The following is a 20,800-nucleotide window of genomic DNA, read 5'->3' as shown; positions in this document are numbered from 1 at the left end:
CAGGCAGACCAATATTGACAAACAACTCGTTCAACTTTCCTAAAAAAAAGGGATGGGTTGTTCTTGTACTCAATGAACCAATTCGTCGAGCTGTTAATGGTGGATTGATCGAAATAAGCCCATTTTCTGGGATATAAAGGTTAACGGTTTGATTATTATAGTGGTTTTTTGATAACGCAGTAGCAATCAATGCTCCAAATGCAATAAAGTTAAAACTCCGTGTTCTCATTTGTACATCGACTGGGATTTCTTTTACTTTTCTTGGGTTTGCGACGACTTGAAATTTAGCATTAGTAAGGCGAAGTTTGTTATAAACATCATCCTGTTTTTCCCTATCTTTTGGATAAGCATGGCTGACTAGTACAGGTTTTTTCCCTTGTTGTGTTAAATCTATGGCTCCAATCATACTGTCAAGACCGCCAGAGAATAAACAAACCGAGTCATGATTATCGATGTGTATTTTTCGAGCTCGTCGATGCGTTATCTTACTTGGTATTTGAAAATCACTTTGACTAAATTCAAAATCCCATAAGTCACCGCTGAGAAAATGTAAAGTTTCTTGAAGTAATGATCTTTGTTGTTGCCACAAATCTGGTTCTAGTAAAGGTAGATGAACCTTAAATTGACGACACCAAGCATCTTCTGCTCTTGTGTTTCGTTCAACAAAAGTATCAGCGGCAGTAACTGCTAACGATAACATCATTAAGTCAAAAGCTGTTTCGTCAGGCTGTTCTTGTAATCTTCTGAATTCTTGTAAAGCAGCTCCGCCAATACTGTTGTACATACCTTCCAGTGCAGATTTTCCAAACATCCGGACTGGTAATACATTACTTGACATATTAGGTAATTTAGTGGGGTCAGTCTCAAAATATAGTTCAATCATTTAGATAGTCCTCCCACTCGGTCCAAATCTCTTTAAGTGCGGTTTGTTGGATGGTTTCAATGTCATTGCGGGTTAGTGTATCTTTGTTTTCTTTTAGCTGTTCACTCATATGTTTATCTACACAAGATTCAATCAGAGCATGTAAATCATTTTCTAGTTCAAGAAATTTCTCTGGCGTATCTGCCTTGTCAAACGATGTTCTGGAATCTAGCATAATTTCTTCAAATAAGTATTCTGAGGTGTAATTAAGCATTAAATCAATAATCAAGTCATCAGAAATTTGACTAGCATCGAATTCATCTACACCATCTAAACATTTTGATAAGGACTGATTTAAACTTGCTCTGATTCTTTCAGCATCACCATCAACTTCTAGGATTATTTCAATGATTTTATCAATGACAATATCGATTGGTTGGCCATTCAAATCAGACAATATCAAACCTAAGTAATCGTTGCCAGCTTGAATGTTCTTAAATACATCAAATAAGCCACCGCCCGCCTTAATCATTTTCTGATAACGTTTTGGACCCACATTTCTGCCACCAGTCGCATGTTTTGCATAATGACCAATAGCTTTCTTAAGATGATTTCCTGACTTACCTGCCGCAGCTTTGCCTAGCTCACCTCTAAACCCCGTTAAATTTCTATCAATACTCGGTAATGGCTGGTTATCTTCATTAGCCCATGAAGGTACTAACGGTGATTGACCATTCGTTCCTTTACTGGAAGTTGATGTTCCCATAAGTTTGTCACTCCATGAAATTAGTTGTTGAACCAGGATTCATCTTTCACTGAGGTTTTGAACCAAGGTTTTGGTATAGGCATTACTTCCGAGAAAAATGCTTTAAATTGAGTTCTAGTTTCTTCCATTTGTCTAGCTAATAAGAACACCCCTGCATAGCCATTTGGTTTTTGAGTCCAATTCGAATGCTTACGCAATTCATCTAATATTAGCCCCATCACTTTTACTTCTTCGCCATTAGGAATCAAGTTAATAACTTGTAGAGCGGCACGTGAGGAGACATTATTTGTACGCAGTAACAAATTAAAAGCTTGCGTTGCAGGTTCTGATAACCCTTTAGAAATAACCCTTAATGGTACAGTTTCTTTACTTAAATAAACTAATGGGCGTAAATCTCTATTAGACAATGTTGGTTCTAAATTTATCCAGTCAAAAATAAACCATTTATATTTCTCCCACTCACTTGGTAATAATTTCTCAAACTGCTCAAAATCTTCTTTTGATAATTCAAGTTTTTCAAAAATTTCTGGTTTACCATCGGCCGTCGCATTTATCTCATTGTATAAGGTTGAAACTGCTTTAGAGTCACAGCATCGCTCAAATAATGCCATTTTCGCAATGAGTTTTAAATCTATGGGCATTTGACGTGCACTAGCAACCATATTTCGCATACTAATGACGTTGAGCATTCGTTTAACAATACGTGGATTACCTTCAACATTTTTTGAAGAAGCTAACAAAGGAGCGATACGGTCAGCTACGCCAAAGTCAGTTAAAAGATTCTGTACAGTTGGAGCATCACTATCTAAAAGCTCTAGTGCATCGTTCACAGTGATTGGATCTTCTTTCCAAGAAAGGCATAAATTTTTCTCCAATCCCTCTCTAAGATTTTCCAGTTTTTCTTGTTGCTGACCATAAGTGGGGTGAATTGAAGCATACAATAGAAATAAGTAAGCTCTTACTTCCCTAGTGCTAATTTTAGGGACTTTGACAGGGAACTGAATCAGTTTATCCAAGTAATCGGTAACGTGTTTTTCATCAATGCCATTAAAATGTTCTTTAACAGCATGTCTTACCATGTCTTCATCAGCAGCGATAACGAATGCTGTATTTTTCATAAATAAGAATAAGCGTAAAGATTCTAGAGTTTGTATGGTTTGTTTCGGCAAACAACGATCTAAATTGTCAACAAATACGATGATTTTTTTATTGAACTCTGTTAAAAGTTCCTCAAGTTCTGTTTTTAGTGCAGCAATTTCTTTAGGTGCTGAGAGAGTTTCTTCATTAAGTAAATCTTTCGCTCCTTCCTGACCACTCTCAATTAATTTGTTAACTGCCTCTGCATCATCTTCATTTGCTTGTCCAGTAATCCCATTGCCAACGGCTTCAAGTGCTTTGGAAGCTGCTCCAAATGTTGGTATGCCTGCAGCGAGTGCTACACCTTCAGCCATCAAGCCTAATATCCGCAGTTTATTGATTCTTTTGCCAACCTTGACAGTTTTCTGTAAAAGACTTTGATTATCTTTAGCTAATTTTGCGATTTCTAAGGTTATTACCTCAAGTAGTGCTGCACGAGCATCATCGAAACCTTGATATAGCCAGGCATCAAATTTGATGATAATAAAATCATTATTAGTTTCTGCCTGGATTTTATCTTCAATTAAATTCAATATGGTTGACTTACCTGTTCCCCATGAGCCAAACACGCCTATTGAAATAGGTAACATCGAGGGGTTTTTTAACACATTAACTACTATCTCAGAAGCTTCCGAATAATTTAAAAAGTCTTTTTTAGAATCAATATCTGACCACATTTTTCGACCTATGTTTATCCTATTATCTTTTGTTTGAGTATACTAAGATAAAATTTAATAAAAAAGCAGATTTAAAAAAATTACGACAACTTATGTTATTGATACCAGGCCAAAGTATTTTAATTAAGTTTTTTAAAAATTATTTAAAGAAAATTATATTAATATTATTGATATGTTTTTATTAAAGTAAATAATAGCGGTTATTATTGAACGCCAAATACGACAAAACTGCTGATTAGCCAGCGGTTATAATTTTCAACAAGAACAAGTGTTTTACTTAATTGAGAATTGACTGTGGTATATCTAATAGATATGGGTTTTGATTTATAAAATGGTGAAAAATAATTATTTTTATTGGGCACAGTCCTTTTTGACTAATTCATTATCAAAGTTTGGCTAAATATTTATTAAATCAAAAAATAAGCCCCTATTTCGGGGCTTATTTTTTAACACCACAACACAATTATTGATCAGTCATTCGCTCAATTCTCACCAACATCACCCGATTTGAGAAGATCTCGATAACAGTAAAGCGATAACCATTTTCCTCAATACTGTCATTGATATTTGGTAAATTGGGCAAATTCGCACCCATATAACCCTCAATCGTCAACTGCTCTGCATCCGCAAACAAATCGGCGTTATCGAGTTCTAAGCGCAACTGGTCTAAGCTTGCGGTACCATCGACCAACCAATGATTATCATGCTGGGTAATTTCTGGTGATTCGTCTTCGTCAGGGAACTCACCAGCAATCGCTTCAAACAAATCCAGCGGCGTGACCAAACCTGACACTTGACCAAACTCATCAATCACGATGGCTAAATTACCTTTGGCATTTTTAAGTAGCTTAATCAAATGCAAATTATCAATCGTGTCTGACACATACACGGGCTGGTGCTGTTTTGCCAAATCATACAAGGCTTGTTTATCAGCGTCTGTCATCGTTTCAAGCGTTGATAAAATACTCTTAGAACGCACCACACCCAAGATTTTATCGACTGAGCCATCGCAAATCGGTAATAAGCTATGCGGGGTACTTAACACCTGTGTCTTGATATCAGCCAACGACCCATTGATATCGACCCATGAAATGTCATTGCTCGGTGTCATCACTGTTTCGATATCTCGCTCACCTAGGGCTAACACGCCGCTAATCATATAGCGTTCTTCTTGGACAAAGGCGACTTCCGTATCAGATGGCCTATCTGCGCTAACGAGTTCACTGTTTGGCTCTGCTTTACCACCCATTAGTCGTAAAATACTGTCGGCGGTACGCTCACGTAGTGGTACACGATTTTCATATTTGGTGCGGTTACGTTGGGCAAACTGGTTAAAGGCTTCAATTAAGATTGAGAAACCAATTGCCGCATACAAATAGCCTTTGGGTAAATGAAAACCAAAACCTTCAACAATTAAGCTAAAGCCAATCATGAGCAGGAAGCTTAAACACAAAATCACGACAGTTGGGTGACGACCGACAAAGTTCGTCAACGGCTTTGAAGCAAATAGCATCACCGCCATAGCAACGATTACGGCAGCCATCATCACTTCAAGCTGTTTTACCATACCGACCGCCGTAATCACCGCATCAAACGAGAATACCGCATCTAAAATCACAATCTGTATGACGACAGCGGTAAAACTGGCGTAAATTTGCTTACCGCCGGTGTGTTCAGGTTTGCCTTCGATACGTTCATGTAGTTCTGCCGTGGCTTTAAACAACAAGAACACACCACCGACAATCAAAATTAAATCTCGAACAGAGATATCGAGCGAACCGAATAACGCAATGGGATTGGTCAAGGTGATTAACCAAGACATCACGAACAACAATCCGAGTCGCATGACTAAGGCTAACGTCAAGCCTAAGTTACGGGCTTTATCCCGCAGGTGAGGTGGTAATTTGTTGGCAAGAATGGCGATAAAAACAAGATTGTCGATACCCAGAACGATTTCTAGAATGACAAGTGTGAAGAAACCCAGCCAAACCGATGGATCAGCCAATAGTTCTATCATGGAAACTATACCCTTTTAAGTAATTAATCAGTCATTAAAATTGTTGAGTCAATGACTAGGGCAGATTGGGTGGGAAAGTTGGATAAAATAGGGCGTTGTTAGCGGTTTTCCTGACCTCCTCTTACCTTAGCAAAAGACAAGTCAAGGTCTGGCTAACTATGGGAAACCTTTAAATAAGGTTAAATGGTCATAGCTGATTTACCGATGGGATGGTAACATCCACATGGATTGACGATAAATCACAAGCTTAAAAAAGCAGGAAGTTACTCCCCTTGATGATCATGAGTATATTTTAAGCAACACTAAAAAGCAAATAGTTGCTTAAATTAATTAAAGCAATTTGTAACTAAACAGTTCGACTATTAATGTCGTAAACTTTTAATCGCTAACACAATCGCCCCAACCACCATCGCAATGGCAGCTCCATAAAGAAAAGTATTAAAATTAGCGCCACTTTCAACGGCTTGCTCCAAAAATAAAATCACCAAAATGATCATCGATACTTGCATCAAATTAATTTTTAAGTCATGAAAATCATGAATGCCAAGTACAGTTAAAAAACGAGATTCTTGGGCAGGTTTGTTGGAGATAAATAAACGGTAATAGGCAATCGCAATCATCTGAAAACTTAATGCAATCAATAAAATATCCAACGTCTTTAGCAGATTAACCGCCAAAATCTGCCCATCAAGGGGTTTAACCGCGGGATTGGTAATAAAGTCGGATAGCACATGAAAAATAATATTTAATGAAGCAACATACAGCGTTACTGAAGAGAGTAGGCTCACAATAATCGTGAGAAACACCAAATAACGGCTATTTTTAAACAGCTTTTCCATCATAAAAAAAATAAGCCTTTGTAAAAAAGGCTTATTTTATCACAGTTAAACATGATCATTAGCAATCGGTAATTACCGTCGGGTCTATGCTTTACCCAAATTCGGAAATTTCACTGACAAAATCGCCGTTATCGTTAATACCGTAGCGATAAAGCCGAGTGAAATAGCCATCGGCACGTGAAACACCTCAAGCAGTAGCATCTTGGCACCGATAAACACCAAAATCACGCTTAATGCATACGGCAGTAAATGGAACTTATCCGCCAAGCCTGACAACAAGAAGAACATCGCACGTAAACCCAAAATCGCCAGTAAATTTGCTGTCAATACAATAAACGGGTCGGTGGTTACCGCAAAAATCGCGGGAATCGAATCCACCGCAAAAATCACATCCGACAATTCCACCAAAATCAGCACCACCGCTAATGGGGTGAAATACTTAACGCCGTTTTTAACCAGTACAAATCGCTCTTGACCCGATGCATCATGGCTATCATCACTGATTCGCAAATGTTTTTGTAAAAACTTATACAAACCTGACTGTTTTGGGTCTTCTTGTTCATCATGGTTTTGCCACATCTTGATACCCGTGTACAGCAAAAAGGCACCAAATATATATAAAATCCAGCTAAACTCACTTACCAGCCACGCACCCGCAAAAATCATCACGGTACGCATGACAATGGCACCAATCACGCCATACAGTAGAATTTTACGCTGCATCGCAGGCGACACCGCAAACGCCGCAAAAATCATAAGCCACACAAACACGTTATCAATGGCGAGTGACTTTTCGAGTAAATAACCCGTGAAGAATTCACCGACTTTTTGATTGGCGATTGCCGAGCCAAACGACCCGTTTAGATACCACCATAAGCCACCTGCAAACAGTACAGAGACACCAACCCAAATCGCACTCCAAATCCCTGCCTGTTTCATGGATACGGATTCGCCTGGCGGCGGAGTCTTAAAAGTAAAAAAATCGACTAACAGTAATGTTGCCACAATGGCAAAAAACACGGCGTATAACATCGGACTGCCGATAGCTATCGCTTCGGTGTTGGCAGGTAAACTCGCAAGTAACATTATCGCTCCTTAAACGTCTCATCAAAAAATTGATAGTGTCGTGGAAGCGATGGAAAAAGGTTAGCCTAAAACAGAAAAACCTTGACCCATGCTAACCACAAATGATTAACAACGAGTCAAGGTCTGGCTAACTATTGTGACAATAGCTGACTTACCGATAAGGGCTAATAATTGAACAATGCCTTATGTAATGACGATAAGCCACAAACTTAATAAAGTGAGAAGTTACTCCCCTTGAGTAACGCTAGCTTACTTTAAGCAACATCATTAGTCAATATGTTGCATATAAATAATTATAGAAGGGGTCAGCATAGAATTCGGAGAAAATAGTACGCTAAGGAATTTTGTTTATTAATAAGTTTATTAAAATCAAAGACTTATTTTTTACCCTTTGCCTTTTTAATAGAGATGAATAATATGCAATTTAATTAAGAGTATTTTCATAAATTTATTAAACAACAAACACATAAAATTCAATAAATGTACCTAGCGTACAATATGAACCGAATTACGTGCTGACCCCAAGTTGATACGATTCAATTTGTCCAAAAAACGAGGGTTTTTTAAACAATTTTATTTAGGCGAAAAAACAGGGGCAAATCGCCCCTATTTTTATCAATTAACTTGTCTACAAATCAGCATCCAATAAATATATAGATAGGCCCTATTAGAAAATTTTAATTAAAATCAACGAAGGGTAGTTACTAAAAGGCTTCAAGTACTACGCCAAATGAGCAATCTCATCAATTAACTCAGGCTTTTTACCCAATAATTTAAGTAAAACTTGAGCTGAACCGCTGGGTTTACGTTGTCCTTGTTCCCAAGATTTTAACGTATTGACAGAAATACCTAAGGCTTTGGCAAATTGACTTTGTGACAAACCTGCTTGATGACGGACTTGAGCCGTATCTGATATGTCTGTCGTACGTGCAAAGATGCCTGCTTTGGTTTGGTTCAATGCTTCAATCAAATTGTCTCGCTCTGCAACTAAATCAGGTTCATCATCAATAATCGCTTGAACAGCCGCTTCAATATCGAAGTCTTTAGGAAAATTTGTTTTCATCGGTTATCTTTTTAGCTTTTGAAGCTCACTTGGCGATATATTTTCTTGTTCATTTTTTGCGTAGAAGTAAGACATCACAATCAGCCCATCTTCTAATACATTAAAGTAAATGAGACGAACGCCGGTATTTTCAATCATAAAAAGACCAAACAAATTTCCTTAGCGTGCTATTTTCTCCAAATTCTGTGCTGACCCCATGTAGGTTTGAATTTTATTAGTGTCCTAAATTAGTTGACCACCACCAGATTCTTATCAAAGACTTCATCATCTATTATTCGCCAAACGGCAACTTGCTGATGGTCTTTGGTGGTGACTAGATTTAAAGTTTGTTCAATCATTGCTTGAGGTCTCATATCCTTATGATGTTTATTTGCTTCAAACCCAGTTACTTTATACTTAGCGGTTTAATTAAGCTACTTACTTGAGCTATTTGCTTCAGTTATTAGGCTTGGCTACTTACTCAACTTCAATATTCTAAAGGCGCCCTGAATAACTAAAGCAAATACGATGCTACCAATAATCAAATCAGGCGTACTAGAGTGTAACCAATTAACCAAAATCCCTGCAACAATTACCCCTAAATTGATAATCACATCGTTTGAAGTGAAAATCGTACTGGCTTGCATATGGGCTTCTTCTTTGCTTTTCGATTTTTGTAGTAAATAGAGGCAAATCGAGTTTGCAATTAGCGCAAGAATCGATATGACTATCATGGTAGAAAAGTCAGGTAACTGCTCATTGCCAAAGAAACGTCTTAGTACTTCTAAAAAACCAAGAATCGCCAGCGTAATTTGAAAATATCCGGCAATTCTAGCAATCCGTTTTTTCTTAATGACCGTTCCACCGACCGCAAATAAGCTAATTCCATACACGAAGCTATCTGCTAACATATCTAAGCTGTCGGCGACCAACCCCATCGAACGAGAAATCAGTCCCGTGCTCATTTCAATAATAAAGAAAGCAAAGTTAATGACCAGCACTATCCATAGTAGCTTTCTTTGCTCAGCATCTTTTTTGTGACTAGAGTCAGCATCAACTTTAAAATTATTGTTGGGATCAGAGGGGTCAATGGTTTCGGTCGAGAGTAAGGTGTCTCCTAATTTTAGGTCATGAATAGCAGTCTCTATCCCTTCTATATTGTCATGATGAAACACAGTTAATTGACGGTTAGGAATGTCGAACTCAAGATGTTCAATATTCGAGTGGCCCTCTAATTTCATTCGGATTAGGTTTTCCTCCGAAGGGCAGTCCATCTTCGATATTTTAAAAGTTGTTTTATTCATAGCTACATTTATATCCGGGTGGTGGTTCAAAAAGTAGGCTGGAAAAAACAGGCTGAGAAATTGATAAATAGTGAAATGCAAATGACACTATACATCAAATGCCCAGCCTGTCTAAGTGACAATATAAAGAAAAATGGTTTCAAAAGCTATGGTAAGCGAAACTATAAATACAAAGACTGCAAAAGGCATTGAAGGTAATAATTGCATTATCAGACATCGAGTAAGGCGAGCATTTAGGCGAAGTTGTAACTTTCCTAAAAAGCTGGAAAATCACTTTAAAGCCTTTGATTTAGCTTTCTTTGGGGTCAGCACAGAAAACGGACCATATAGGGTGGTAAGTACATTTGTTTAGTATTTAAATTACTGTGATAGGTAAAACTCATCATTGGAACAACTGACCTCTGCTGTCAAGAACGGAGAAAAACACTTGGTAGATTATGTCAGGCAGCCTGATGGTAAAAGGGGTCAGCACGTAATTCGGTTCATATTGTACGCTAGGTACATTTATTGAATTTTATGTGTTTGTTGTTTAATAAATTTATGAAAATACTCTTAATTAAATTGCATATTATTCATCTCTATTAAAAAGGCAAAGGGTAAAAAATAAGTCTTTGATTTTAATAAACTTATTAATAAACAAAATTCCTTAGCGTACTATTTTCTCCGAATTCTGTGCTGACCCCATTTACTGCTATCTCTAGCTCCAATTGTTTTCGAAGTGTTTTGAAAAGCGTGCCGAAAGTAATAGACAATCATAAATATACAACCATCTTTTGTTAGGTAAGAAGAATATTGAATTAGTTAACCGGACTTATAACAGCCTAATGCCATCTAAATAAGACCTAGACGATCACACCTGAAAGACAGGCGCGAATCCACCGCCTGGCGTACGGAAGTTAGTCACCTGACCTTGATACACACGCGCAGCAGGTAGTAACAGTTTTCCGCCATACGTATAAAGACGTATATCTACCTTTCTTGTTGTTACGATGTCATCAATTTTGAGTGATCTCTCTCCTGCAGGGACAAAGGTCTGTGCGATATAATCTTCATCCAGAATGTTTTCGAAGACGCGTCGAGTCAGTTTGCTACCGCGATAAACGCCTTTGCTTCCATGACCAGCAACTGGCTTAAAAAACAGTTGCCGCCGAGTAAGCCACAACTCTGCTGCATCGTCTCTTGATACAATCTTAGTCCTCGGTACAGACCTTTCGAGGCACTCCACTGCAGCCTCATCCAGACCCCAAGAGCGCAATATTTGGGAGTCTGATAGCAATGTCAGGTTTTGCTTATTGGCCAACATAGCATGTACGCGGGGATTGGGTGTCACTACCACAGCACCCTCTAAATAAGCCTGCTTAAGCAATACATGGTCAGGGTCCTCAAATGCAAAGTCGACAAGCCGATTGTAAATCATATCGATTTTCTGGCCATGGGCTGTTAACGTACCGTCGATATACTCGAGTTCAGAGGGATCAAGTATCACAGTATCAATACCTCTAGCTTGGAGCAGTTGACAGGCTAACTCAAACTCTAAGAACATGAACTGACTCTCGGGGTCATTGTCCACAATGGCTATCCGATTGGGCATAGCAACAGCGGACTGTCGCTGCCATTCCTGTTTGAACATGTCAAACACTGCTTCCTCGAACCTATCTAGCATTTGATTGGTTGCAGCGCTTTGCTCTGAGGGGTTGCAACAGCGTTTTTGTGCGCGAGCGAGCAACACATTCAGAAATGCGCCACCGGCATTAGTATTGACCTCGATGAGCTGAGGTCCATCGCTACCCAAGTGAAAGTCATAACCCATGAGGGCCCCTATTGGGCCTGGGTCGAAAGCAGCTATTTCTGGTGCCCACGACAGCACTTGCTCTTGATACAATGGCAGTTCGGCAGCTGACTCGATAGCCCTGACGATTCGCTCCATCGCCTCTATCTCTGTTTTGGGAACGAACACGGGTGTTGCTGAAAAAAGCTTATTAAGCTCGTTCGCTCCTATTGGATTGTTTCTAGTTTCTACCAATTGATCTTGAAGGCTTGTATTAAGCGCTTTACGATCAAGGGTAATGCAGTAGCACTCTTGGTTAAGTCGATTTGCAAGACCGTCATTTTTTTCGTTGTTATTAGTTGGGTGTTCCATTTAGAGTCCGTCGCTAAGTAGAGTACTCACGCTGACATACTCTAGTAAAAAGTAAAAAGTAAAAAAGGTTCTTGGCGTGTTTAAGTAGTGCTAGCTACTTTCTAATGTTTCATTCCCTGAGACTAAATCATTATTTCGTTCATTTTTAATTAATATCTTTGCTAAGAGTAAACCCAGCTCAAATAATAGCCACATAGGAATCGCCAACAACAGCATTGATACACCATCAGGCGGTGTCACTACCGCGGCGATCCCAAAACAGCCGACTATGATATAACGACGCTTATCTTCTAAAATTTGAGTAGAAACGATTCCGGCCATTATCAGCAATAAGGTAACCACTGGAATCTCAAAAGTCAGTCCAAACACCATAAATAGCTTGAGGGTAAAGCTCAGATAACTGTCAATATCGGTCATTGGTATAACGTTCTGCGGAGCGAACATAATAAAAAATTTCAATACCCCTTTGAGTACGACAAAGTAGGAAAAAGCAACACCCGCATAAAATAGAAATATCGAAGATAGCAGTACAGGAATGGCAATTTTCTTCTCTTTTTTATATAAGCCGGAAGCTACAAATGACCAAATTTGATACAGGATATAAGGCATTGCTAAAAATGCGGCGACGAATATCGTTAAGCGAATGGGTGCCATAAAGTTTGACGTTATATCAGTGGCAATCATGGTCGAATTGATGGGTAACTGCGCCACTAATGGGTCTGATAAAAGATTATAAAGCTCGCGTGAAAATCCCACCAATACTAAGAATATAATTAAGACGACCACGCATATTCTTATTAAGTGCGTACGCAGCTCGATTAAATGTCCGGTAATAGGCATATCGCCAAGCGTACCTAACGTATCTCCAGACTCACTATTCTGTGTTGTATCTGTTGGCGCCTCAAACTCTATATCTGTTATTTTTTCTTGTCGACTTTTTTGCCGTTTAAATAGGCTCACTGATCCGCCTCCTGTTTAATGAACGAGGAGGTAGTATTCTGTTGATGGTCTTTATCATAAGGGGTGATTGACTGATGTGAAGCGTCTAGGCTTTGGTTCTGTGACTGCTCAAACTTTTGCATACTGCCACGCATTTCTGCTAATTCGCGCTTCATATCCGACTCGGTCTGACGGATTTTCGCAAGTTCATTTTGCATTTGTTGACGTGTTTCAGCTAGATCAAGCTCAGCTTCTATTTCAGATTGTAGGGTGGATACTGTACGGCGCAGTTTGGCATACCATTGCCCAGCGGTACGTGCGGCTTGCGGCAGTTTTTCTGGGCCCAATACGATTAAAGCAATGACGCCAAACAAGAGTAATTCGGAAAACCCAATATCAAACATAACAGTCACATATATTAATAGACTACTTAGTGCCGCTATTTATAAGCGGCGCGCTTCATACTTTAGGCTGGTCATCAGTGGAAATAGGGCTGATTTCCATATCATCAGCCTGATTACCTACACGCGTATTTAAATCATTACTTGCAGCTGGCGTACTATTTTCATGGCTAAGCACATGATTTTTGCGAGCATTCTCGGGTTCTTCATCTTTGACCGCTTCTTTAAAACCCTTCACCGCACCGCCTAAATCTTTACCTGCATTTTTAAGCTTGGCAGTACCAAATACGACCACCACTACGACCAATAAAATCAGCCAATGTGTAATAGAAAAGCTGCCCATAACGGTATCCTTATATTTTGTGATCTTGTTTAGACCAGTATGTGTTAGTGTGCTTTAGAACACTTTTTACCGTACCAGAATTATAGTTTCAAACGGCGCAATCGCAGCGCGTTAGCAATCACCGAGAATGACGACAAGCTCATCGCTGCCGCTGCTATCATCGGACTGAGCAGAATCCCAAATATGGGATAGAGCACACCTGCGGCAATAGGGACACCAAGTGCATTGTAGATAAAGGCAAAAAACAGATTCTGTCTGATATTGCGCATGGTGGCGTGGCTAAGCTTATAAGCTTTGGCAATGCCCATTAAATCACCTCTTAGCAGGGTAATGCCCGCACTCTCCATCGCCACATCGGTACCGGTTCCCATAGCGATACCAACATTAGCTTGCGCTAGCGCTGGTGCGTCGTTGATACCATCACCCGCCATAGCGACCAATTTACCGCTGTCTTGCATTTCTTTGACGATACGGTTTTTATCCTCTGGTGAGACATCCGCATAAACTTCATCAATACCTAGTTTATTGGCGACTGCCTGCGCGGTTTTTTCGTTGTCACCGGTTAGCATCACAACTTTTAAACCTGCGTCATGAAGCAGTGAAATAGCCTCTTTAGTGCTTGGTTTAATAGGGTCAGCAACTGAAATAATACCAGCAGCTTTACCGTCTATAGCCACAAACATTACCGTTTCACCGTCTTTTCTACGGACATCAGCTTTAGTGGACAGCTCATTATCAAAACTATTTAGGCTTTCCATAAGCTTAGAGTTACCAATAGCGACTTTCTTACCATCGACCACGGCTTGTACGCCTTCGCCAGTAGTCGAATTAAAGTCAGTAGCTTTAGGAATAATGAGTGATCTTTCTTGAGCTGCTCTAACGATAGCTTCTGCTAAAGGATGCTCGCTAGCGCTTTCTACTGAGGCTACCAATGCGAGGAACTCGTCTTCATCTTGACCTACCTGCGCATCAATTGCGGTAAGCTCGGGCTTACCAGCGGTCAGTGTTCCGGTCTTGTCGACGACAATGGTATCGACTTTTTCCATACTCTCTAACGCTTCAGCATTTTTGATGAGGACGCCGTTTTGCGCGCCTTTGCCGGTACCAACCATAATGGACATCGGCGTGGCTAGACCAAGGGCACAAGGACAAGCAATAATCAGTACCGCAATCGCGTTAACCAAAGCATAGGCCATAGCGGGCTCAGGGCCAAATATCGCCCAGACAATAAAGGTAATGACGGAGCAAATAAGCACGATCGGTACGAACCACCCAGCTACCTTATCTACCAATTTCTGTATAGGTGCGCGGCTACGCTGGGCTTCAGCAACCATTTGTACAATTTTAGATAATACTGAATCTGCTCCAACATTGACCGCTTCGACTAATAGCGTTCCGGTGCCATTTACCGTACCACCAGTCACTGTATCTCCTGCTACTTTTGATACAGGGATTGGTTCACCCGTTACCATTGATTCATCAACATTACTATTACCATCGATCACTGTACCGTCTACGGGCAACTTCTCACCTGGTCTAACCCGTAACTTATCGCCACTGACAACCTCATCAAGCGAGACTTCGATCTCTTCTCCGTTTTCGTCAACACGTCTTGCAGTCGGTGGAGCTAGCTCAAGCAATGCTCGAATCGCACCTGAAGTTTGGCTTCTGGCTTTGAGCTCTAATACTTGACCCAACAATACTAAGGTTACAATGACAGCTGCTGCTTCATAGTAGACTCCGACTTGACCACTAGCGTCTCTAAAACTGTCTGGGAAAATATTGGGAAAAAAGGTCGCGACAATACTAAAAACATAAGCAGCGCCTACGCCTATCGCAATCAAGGTAAACATATTTAGATTGCGGCTTTTTATAGACTGCCAGCCACGAACGAAAAACGGGGCGGCCCCCCAAAGCACTACAGGTGTCGCAAGCACCAACTCAGCCCATTGTAAAACCTGTGAAGGTATACCATACTGACTAAAGTCAACTCCAAACATACCGCTCATAACATATATTAATAGCGGTACAGTCAACACGGTACATATCCAAAAACGACGAGTCATGTCGTCAAGCTCTGAGGTGTCCTCTTCACCGATAGTAAGCGTTTCGGGCTCAAGCGCCATACCACATATCGGACAACCGCTATTTCTAACGTCTCTCACTTCAGGATGCATAGGACAGGTATATACCGTGCCATCGTAATCAGCAGGTACTTTATCGTATTTACCGCCTTTAACAGATTTTACTCCGCTACTATCAGTATCCTTTCCATGACAGCTAGCGTGACTATCATCTTTAGCAACTTCGTCTTCAGGTTTAAGAAACATGCCACATATTGGGCAGTCACTTTTTTCAACATCTCTTACTTCTGGATGCATAGGACAAATATAGACCGTACCGCTATAATTTTCCGGTATCTTGTCGTACTTATCGTCTTCGACAGAATTTACCTCATTACTATTATTAGCATCCGCTCCATGACAATGCGCATGACTATCTTCATGGTTGTTGGATTCAGCAACCTCGTCTTCAGGTTTAAGAAACATGCCACATATTGGGCAGTCACTTTTTTCAACATCTCTTACTTCTGGATGCATAGGACAAATATAGACCGTACCGCTATAATTTTCCGGTACTTTATCGTACTGACCACCTTTGATAGATTTTTCATCGGCAATATGTTTCATAAAACCACTCCTTGAAGACAATAAATATTGATAATAAGTACAACTCTTAAAGCACTATCACTCAAAAATAGCAATCGACAGATATTGAACATTTCGATATAGGAATAAGAGGTTTTGAAATAAGAACAGTAAAACAAAGAGCAGTTACTGCAGTTGAAGGGGTAGGTAAAAAATCACATTAATTATCTGTGCAATCTGTCCTTTTAAGGTAAAGATACCAGCGAAGACTATAGCGCTGATACTAGGTATCACCATTTTTTCATAATCAATTTCTTAGCTTGCCATACCTCTATATATAGCCGTCTATTCGAGCTCTTCAATAAGCGCTTGCATCTCAGCGATTTCACGCTTTTGCGCTTTAATAATATCGTCAGCGAGCTGTTGTACTCTAGGGTCTTCAATATCTGCTCTTGAGCTCGTCAAAATGGCAATCGAGTGATGAGGTATCATGGCTTGCATCCAATCGACTTGATCAACCGTTGCTTGAGAGCGCACGCCCCAAATACCTACAGCAAACATTACTACACTTATTCCATAAACCAGTAAATTAATCTTAGTCTTTTTATACATATTGCTCATAAAGGCGAGCATGATAATCGCCATGACTGCGCCCATATATAATGCCATATAAGCTCGGGTCTCACTAAAATAAACATGATCCAGCTGATAGGTATTAAAATACATCATGATAAACATTACAATCGTAGACGTCAGAATCATCAAAGTGAACTTCACATAAGGATTCATGCCCTGTTGATGATTCATGTTACCTTGATTTGAAGTATTCATAATATACCCCTTATTATTTTAATAATGTTAGAACCAGAATGTAACCCCCGCAGTCAAACTACTGCTATCAACCGATTTATTTTCTTGACGGCGCAAATCTCGAGCATCGCCTAAAGCCGTCTCATAGCTCACACCGACGTAAGGTGCAAGTTGACGATTTAAAGTCTCGTACATTAATCTAACTTCAGCGTCAAAATCATTGAACCCTTTAGCAATACCGTTATCAGTATCGTCTTTACTAAAGGCTTTCAGCCCTACTTCTGGTCTGACAACCCAACGCTGAGTCAAACGCCACTCATATGCCGTACCTAAGTCAAGACGTACTTGACCATCAGTATAGAGATAGGCTCTTGCATCTGTTTCAACAAAGTATGGTGCAGTACCTACGATACCCGCCATAAGGGCAGCCTTATCGTTTTTGGTATCATAAGCGACACCTGCTTCACCATTCCAAAAAATACTTAGCGGCTTCCAATAAGCCAGTGAGGTCAGACTATCAATTTTTTTATCGTCCTTAGTCTGAACACTACCTTCGCTGCGTACAGCTAGGCGTCGCTCATCTTTTCCATACCAAGCATCCACCTCATAGTTAATCTGATCGTCATCAAACTGATAGCCCAACTGTTGTACAGAAACACCCCATAACGGCATATCATCCATCATCATAGGCTGACCATAGCGTCCATAGGGAACGCCGTTTGAATAGTCAGGACTGCGAGCATCAGCTGGAGCTTTACCACCTTGCATACCTGACATATCCATACTGCCATGGTCCATGCCTGACATATCCATACTGCCATGGTCCATGCCTGACATATCCATACTGCCATGGTCCATACCTGACATATCCATACTGCCATGGTCCATGCCTGACATATCCATACTGCCATGGTCCATGCCTGACATATCCATACTGCCATGGTCCATACCTGACATATCCATGCTGCCATGGTCCATACCTGACATATCCATGCCACTGTGATCCATATCCGACATGTCCATACCAGACATATCCATTTTGCTATGATCCATATCCGACATGTCCATACTACTATGGTCCATATCTGACATAGTCATGTCTTTTTTAGCAGTGGCAGGGTCAGCAGCACTAGCAAATGATGATGCTAGTAATACCAATGATGATACCCCAGCGAACCGTAAACCCACTTTATGTATTTTCATCTCATCTCTCACCTATCAACCAAAGATTTGCTTAAACGACCGCCACTTCTCTGAACATACCGGCTTCCATATGATAGAGCAGATGACAATGCCATGCCCATCGACCAGCTTCTCCTGTGACATCAAAGCTAATTTTTTGAGCTGGTTGCACCATCATAGTATGCTTGCGCACCTGAAACTCACCGTTAGGCATGCGCAAATCGCTCCACATCCCATGTAAATGCATCGGATGATTCATCATCGTGTCATTGACTAAGGTAATACGCACGCGCTCACCCGGCTTGATATTGACCGGCGTGGCCTCACTGAACTTAACCCCATCAAACGCCCAAATATAGCGCTCCATGTTACCGGTTAAATGTAGCTCGATCTCTCGGGTAGGCTTGCGCTGCTCCGCAAATATTGCCTCATCGACAGAGCGTAGCTGACTATAATTCAATACCTCTCTATTAATATTGCGCAGGTTGATACCTGGATCGTCAAGGTTCATACGTGGACTGTCCACACGCATATCAGACTTAAAGTCATATTCTGTTTTAGCGTGCTTAGCTTTATAACCATTAGCACCCATAGCACCCATCATATCTGCCATGGTGAGCCATTCAATTTTGTCCATAGCAGGCGTTGCCGCACGAGCACCTTCTTTGGTGGCAAGCGTTGCTGCGACATAGCCCGAACGGTCTATGTTTTGGGCAAATATGGTATGCGCATCTTTGGTCGGGGTGACAATGACATCATAGGTTTCAGCCACGCCAATGCGAAAGTCATCAATCGCAACTGGGGCGACATCAATGCCATCGGTTGCCACCACAGTCATTTTGAGACCGGGTATGCGCACATCAAAGATAGTTTGTGCTGAGGCATTGATAAAGCGTAATTTAACGCGCTGTCCTGCTTTGACGATTTGTGCCCAATTAGCTGCGGTCGTTTTGCCATTGATAAGGTAGGTAAAGGTTTTTTCACCCGACAAGTCCGTAAAATCAGTGGGCATCATGCGCATCTGATTCCACATTTTGCGCTCATCAAACGCGGTTTTCAGATCTGTTTTAGCAATATCAGCAAGCAGTTTTTTGAAGTCTGGTAGATGATAGTTATCAAAGTCGGCGCGCTGTTTGAGCAGCTTCAAGAGATTATGCGGGTTGCGGCTGGTCCAATCACTAAGCACGATCACATGGTCTTCGTCGATAGGATGACGCTCACGCCCTTTAGGTTCAATCACAATGGCACCCAGCATACCGGTTTGTTCTTGGAACCCACTGTGTGAGTGATACCAATAAGTGCCTGATTGTTTTAATTTGAATTTATAAGTAAAGGTGCTGTTCGCAGGAATGCCATCAAAGCTAATGCCCGGCACCCCATCCATCTCAAACGGTACTAGTAGTCCATGCCAATGGATAGAGGTTGATTCATCCATCTGATTATGAACACGTATCACCACCGTATCGCCTTCACGCATTTTTAGCGTCGGTGCTGGTAGTGAATCATTGATGAGCGTCGCCATGCTCTTTTTGCCGTTCACAATAGCGGACTGTTTACTGACGTATAAATCAAACTCTTTCCCTGTCAATACAGGTACTTTATGAACGTTTTGATCACTATTAATAGTAGCGCCCTGACTGCCTGAGCGACTCGATTGTCCCAATGCGCTACTAGCAATAGTCGGCATCAAGGAGGCACCAAGGACAGCAGAGGATCCGGTTAAAAAACGTCGGCGGTTCAGTATGTTCTGTTTATTCATAATGATGACCTAATTTAATTTGAGAGATGGTGGTTAAGCTTATAGTTATAATATTTCGATATTTAATAGAATCTATTCACATCTAAGCCAACACTACAGCTGCTGCTGAGGAGACTCAATAGCAGCATAGACTTCTGTGGTGCCGTCTTTGTTAAGTTGCATTACCTTATAAGGCATGAATTTACCTTCATACTCCATACCGGGGCTACCAACCGGCATACTCGGTACAGCAAGTCCAATAGCTTGTGCAGGAGGATTTGCTAAGAATTCAGCCATGTGTTTAGCAGGGACATGCCCTTCAAAGACAAAACCGTCGGTGGTAACGGTGGTATGACAAGAACGCATTTGCTGTGGTACGCCATAACGCTCCTTAAATAAGGATAGATCTGCAACATCGTGCGTGGTTGCGTTTAATCCATTACCTTCTGCATAGCCTACCCACTCTTTGCAGCAGCCGCAGTTGGCATCTTTATAAACCGTGGCTGAGACGTTTTTGAGTAATGATGACGAGCTGTTAACGGGAGCATTTGCAGGAGCAGAACTTTCATTCTGTACTTGTGCATTCTGGGCAGCAGACTGTTCAACCTTTACTGGTTGAGAATCAGAGCCACTGATATTAGATTGGCTGCAAGCGGCTAGCGTTAACGAGAGTGACGATGTCACCACCAATAAAAGGACACGACCGGATAACCAGTTATGTCCATTAGAAAACACATGTGTGTAATGTCTCATTAAATTAATCCTAAACGTCTATTGTTATGCTCGCTATTCTAAAAACTTACACCCTATATTTGAATTCTTATGTACTTAACTAAAAACATTAAATGTAGCACTGTTTAGTACTACAT

19 protein-coding genes are annotated in these 20,800 nt (G+C 40.7%); 1 reads left to right on the top strand and 18 read right to left on the bottom strand.

Annotated elements, in window-relative coordinates; genetic code table 11:
• The 9 genes from H9W84_RS11405 to H9W84_RS11370 all read right to left on the bottom strand — a co-directional run.
• The coding region (locus tag H9W84_RS11405) for a hypothetical protein (RefSeq protein ID WP_239743903.1) at positions 1–883 on the bottom strand (883 nt) is incomplete at its 3' end.
• Positions 876–1,628, bottom strand: coding sequence for a hypothetical protein (locus H9W84_RS11400; protein ID WP_065253171.1), 753 nt, complete (start codon positions 1,626–1,628; stop codon positions 876–878). The genes H9W84_RS11405 and H9W84_RS11400, both read right to left, overlap by 8 nt.
• Positions 1,629–1,648: 20 nt before the next feature.
• A complete protein-coding gene (locus H9W84_RS11395; protein ID WP_239743901.1) occupies positions 1,649–3,442 on the bottom strand; it encodes a KAP family P-loop NTPase fold protein in 1,794 nt (597 codons plus the stop codon).
• A 463-nt stretch (positions 3,443–3,905) separates the two neighbouring features.
• A complete protein-coding gene (locus H9W84_RS11390) occupies positions 3,906–5,459 on the bottom strand; it encodes a TerC family protein (protein ID WP_275579776.1) in 1,554 nt (517 codons plus the stop codon).
• 362 nt (positions 5,460–5,821) lie between these two features.
• Positions 5,822–6,301: a YqhA family protein gene (locus H9W84_RS11385; protein WP_095356921.1), complete on the bottom strand. Its 480-nt coding sequence runs from the start codon at positions 6,299–6,301 to the stop codon at positions 5,822–5,824.
• Positions 6,302–6,382: 81 nt separating this feature from the next.
• Entirely contained in the window at positions 6,383–7,384 is a 1,002-nt protein-coding gene (locus tag H9W84_RS11380) for a TerC family protein (RefSeq protein WP_060994617.1), read from the bottom strand.
• A 721-nt stretch (positions 7,385–8,105) separates the two neighbouring features.
• Entirely contained in the window at positions 8,106–8,447 is a 342-nt protein-coding gene (locus H9W84_RS11375) for a helix-turn-helix domain-containing protein (protein WP_201666671.1), read from the bottom strand.
• A gap of 3 nt (positions 8,448–8,450) precedes the next feature.
• A complete protein-coding gene (locus H9W84_RS12155) occupies positions 8,451–8,585 on the bottom strand; it encodes a hypothetical protein (RefSeq protein WP_257619763.1) in 135 nt (44 codons plus the stop codon).
• A 314-nt stretch (positions 8,586–8,899) separates the two neighbouring features.
• A complete protein-coding gene (locus tag H9W84_RS11370; RefSeq protein ID WP_065263206.1) occupies positions 8,900–9,730 on the bottom strand; it encodes a cation efflux transmembrane domain-containing protein in 831 nt (276 codons plus the stop codon).
• A gap of 75 nt (positions 9,731–9,805) precedes the next feature.
• Between H9W84_RS11370 and H9W84_RS12220 the strand changes: the two genes are divergently transcribed.
• A complete protein-coding gene (locus tag H9W84_RS12220; RefSeq protein WP_418001145.1) occupies positions 9,806–9,922 on the top strand; it encodes a transposase-like zinc-binding domain-containing protein in 117 nt (38 codons plus the stop codon).
• A 658-nt stretch (positions 9,923–10,580) separates the two neighbouring features.
• Here H9W84_RS12220 and H9W84_RS11360 read toward each other — a convergent pair.
• The 9 genes from H9W84_RS11360 to H9W84_RS11320 form a co-directional block, all read right to left on the bottom strand.
• Positions 10,581–11,870 carry an ATP-grasp domain-containing protein gene (locus H9W84_RS11360; RefSeq protein WP_036599449.1) on the bottom strand — a complete coding sequence of 430 codons (1,290 nt, stop codon included), beginning with the start codon at positions 11,868–11,870 and terminating at the stop codon, positions 10,581–10,583.
• 90 nt (positions 11,871–11,960) lie between these two features.
• Positions 11,961–12,830 (bottom strand): twin-arginine translocase subunit TatC, encoded by an 870-nt coding sequence (gene tatC, locus H9W84_RS11355; RefSeq protein ID WP_239743899.1) that lies wholly within the window; start codon positions 12,828–12,830, stop codon positions 11,961–11,963.
• Positions 12,827–13,213, bottom strand: a complete 387-nt coding sequence (gene tatB, locus H9W84_RS11350; protein WP_036599454.1) for a Sec-independent protein translocase protein TatB — start codon at positions 13,211–13,213, stop codon at positions 12,827–12,829. Before tatB ends, tatC begins: the two co-directional genes overlap by 4 nt.
• Before the next feature lie 55 nt (positions 13,214–13,268).
• The gene (gene tatA / locus H9W84_RS11345; protein WP_011959992.1) at positions 13,269–13,553 is read right to left on the bottom strand and encodes a Sec-independent protein translocase subunit TatA; all 285 of its coding nucleotides are present in this window, start codon (positions 13,551–13,553) and stop codon (positions 13,269–13,271) included.
• Positions 13,554–13,633: 80 nt separating this feature from the next.
• A complete protein-coding gene (locus H9W84_RS11340; protein ID WP_239743897.1) occupies positions 13,634–16,243 on the bottom strand; it encodes a copper-transporting P-type ATPase in 2,610 nt (869 codons plus the stop codon).
• A gap of 303 nt (positions 16,244–16,546) precedes the next feature.
• Complete coding sequence (locus tag H9W84_RS11335) at positions 16,547–17,032, bottom strand: DUF305 domain-containing protein (RefSeq protein ID WP_060995563.1); 486 nt, start codon at positions 17,030–17,032, stop codon at positions 16,547–16,549.
• 27 nt (positions 17,033–17,059) lie between these two features.
• Complete coding sequence (locus H9W84_RS11330; protein ID WP_239743894.1) at positions 17,060–18,214, bottom strand: copper resistance protein B; 1,155 nt, start codon at positions 18,212–18,214, stop codon at positions 17,060–17,062.
• Positions 18,215–18,245: 31 nt separating this feature from the next.
• Positions 18,246–19,952 (bottom strand): copper resistance system multicopper oxidase, encoded by a 1,707-nt coding sequence (locus H9W84_RS11325; protein ID WP_239743892.1) that lies wholly within the window; start codon positions 19,950–19,952, stop codon positions 18,246–18,248.
• A 93-nt stretch (positions 19,953–20,045) separates the two neighbouring features.
• Positions 20,046–20,684: a DUF411 domain-containing protein gene (locus H9W84_RS11320; protein WP_065253221.1), complete on the bottom strand. Its 639-nt coding sequence runs from the start codon at positions 20,682–20,684 to the stop codon at positions 20,046–20,048.
• Positions 20,685–20,800 lie beyond the last annotated feature (116 nt).

Origin of the sequence: Moraxella tetraodonis (assembly GCF_022359095.1) — a bacterium.
Taxonomy (GTDB): domain Bacteria; phylum Pseudomonadota; class Gammaproteobacteria; order Pseudomonadales; family Moraxellaceae; genus Faucicola; species Faucicola tetraodonis.
Note: the sequence above shows the minus strand (reverse complement) of the source record. Positions and strands in the feature narration are given on the sequence as shown.

Excerpts from the sequence above, each read along its gene's own strand:
- H9W84_RS11400 (WP_065253171.1), bottom strand. The coding sequence starts at position 1,628 with ATGGGAACATCAACTTCCAGTAAAGGAACGAATGGTCAATCACCGTTA.
- H9W84_RS11395 (WP_239743901.1), bottom strand. The coding sequence starts at position 3,442 with ATGTGGTCAGATATTGATTCTAAAAAAGACTTTTTAAATTATTCGGAA.
- H9W84_RS11390 (WP_275579776.1), bottom strand. The coding sequence starts at position 5,459 with ATGATAGAACTATTGGCTGATCCATCGGTTTGGCTGGGTTTCTTCACA.
- H9W84_RS11385 (WP_095356921.1), bottom strand. The coding sequence starts at position 6,301 with ATGATGGAAAAGCTGTTTAAAAATAGCCGTTATTTGGTGTTTCTCACG.
- H9W84_RS11380 (WP_060994617.1), bottom strand. The coding sequence starts at position 7,384 with ATGTTACTTGCGAGTTTACCTGCCAACACCGAAGCGATAGCTATCGGC.
- H9W84_RS11375 (WP_201666671.1), bottom strand. The coding sequence starts at position 8,447 with ATGAAAACAAATTTTCCTAAAGACTTCGATATTGAAGCGGCTGTTCAA.
- H9W84_RS12155 (WP_257619763.1), bottom strand. The coding sequence starts at position 8,585 with ATGATTGAAAATACCGGCGTTCGTCTCATTTACTTTAATGTATTAGAA.
- H9W84_RS11370 (WP_065263206.1), bottom strand. The coding sequence starts at position 9,730 with ATGAATAAAACAACTTTTAAAATATCGAAGATGGACTGCCCTTCGGAG.
- H9W84_RS12220 (WP_418001145.1), top strand. The coding sequence starts at position 9,806 with ATGCAAATGACACTATACATCAAATGCCCAGCCTGTCTAAGTGACAAT.
- H9W84_RS11360 (WP_036599449.1), bottom strand. The coding sequence starts at position 11,870 with ATGGAACACCCAACTAATAACAACGAAAAAAATGACGGTCTTGCAAAT.
- tatB (WP_036599454.1), bottom strand. The coding sequence starts at position 13,213 with ATGTTTGATATTGGGTTTTCCGAATTACTCTTGTTTGGCGTCATTGCT.
- tatA (WP_011959992.1), bottom strand. The coding sequence starts at position 13,553 with ATGGGCAGCTTTTCTATTACACATTGGCTGATTTTATTGGTCGTAGTG.
- H9W84_RS11340 (WP_239743897.1), bottom strand. The coding sequence starts at position 16,243 with ATGAAACATATTGCCGATGAAAAATCTATCAAAGGTGGTCAGTACGAT.
- H9W84_RS11335 (WP_060995563.1), bottom strand. The coding sequence starts at position 17,032 with ATGAATACTTCAAATCAAGGTAACATGAATCATCAACAGGGCATGAAT.
- H9W84_RS11330 (WP_239743894.1), bottom strand. The coding sequence starts at position 18,214 with ATGAAAATACATAAAGTGGGTTTACGGTTCGCTGGGGTATCATCATTG.
- H9W84_RS11325 (WP_239743892.1), bottom strand. The coding sequence starts at position 19,952 with ATGAATAAACAGAACATACTGAACCGCCGACGTTTTTTAACCGGATCC.
- H9W84_RS11320 (WP_065253221.1), bottom strand. The coding sequence starts at position 20,684 with ATGAGACATTACACACATGTGTTTTCTAATGGACATAACTGGTTATCC.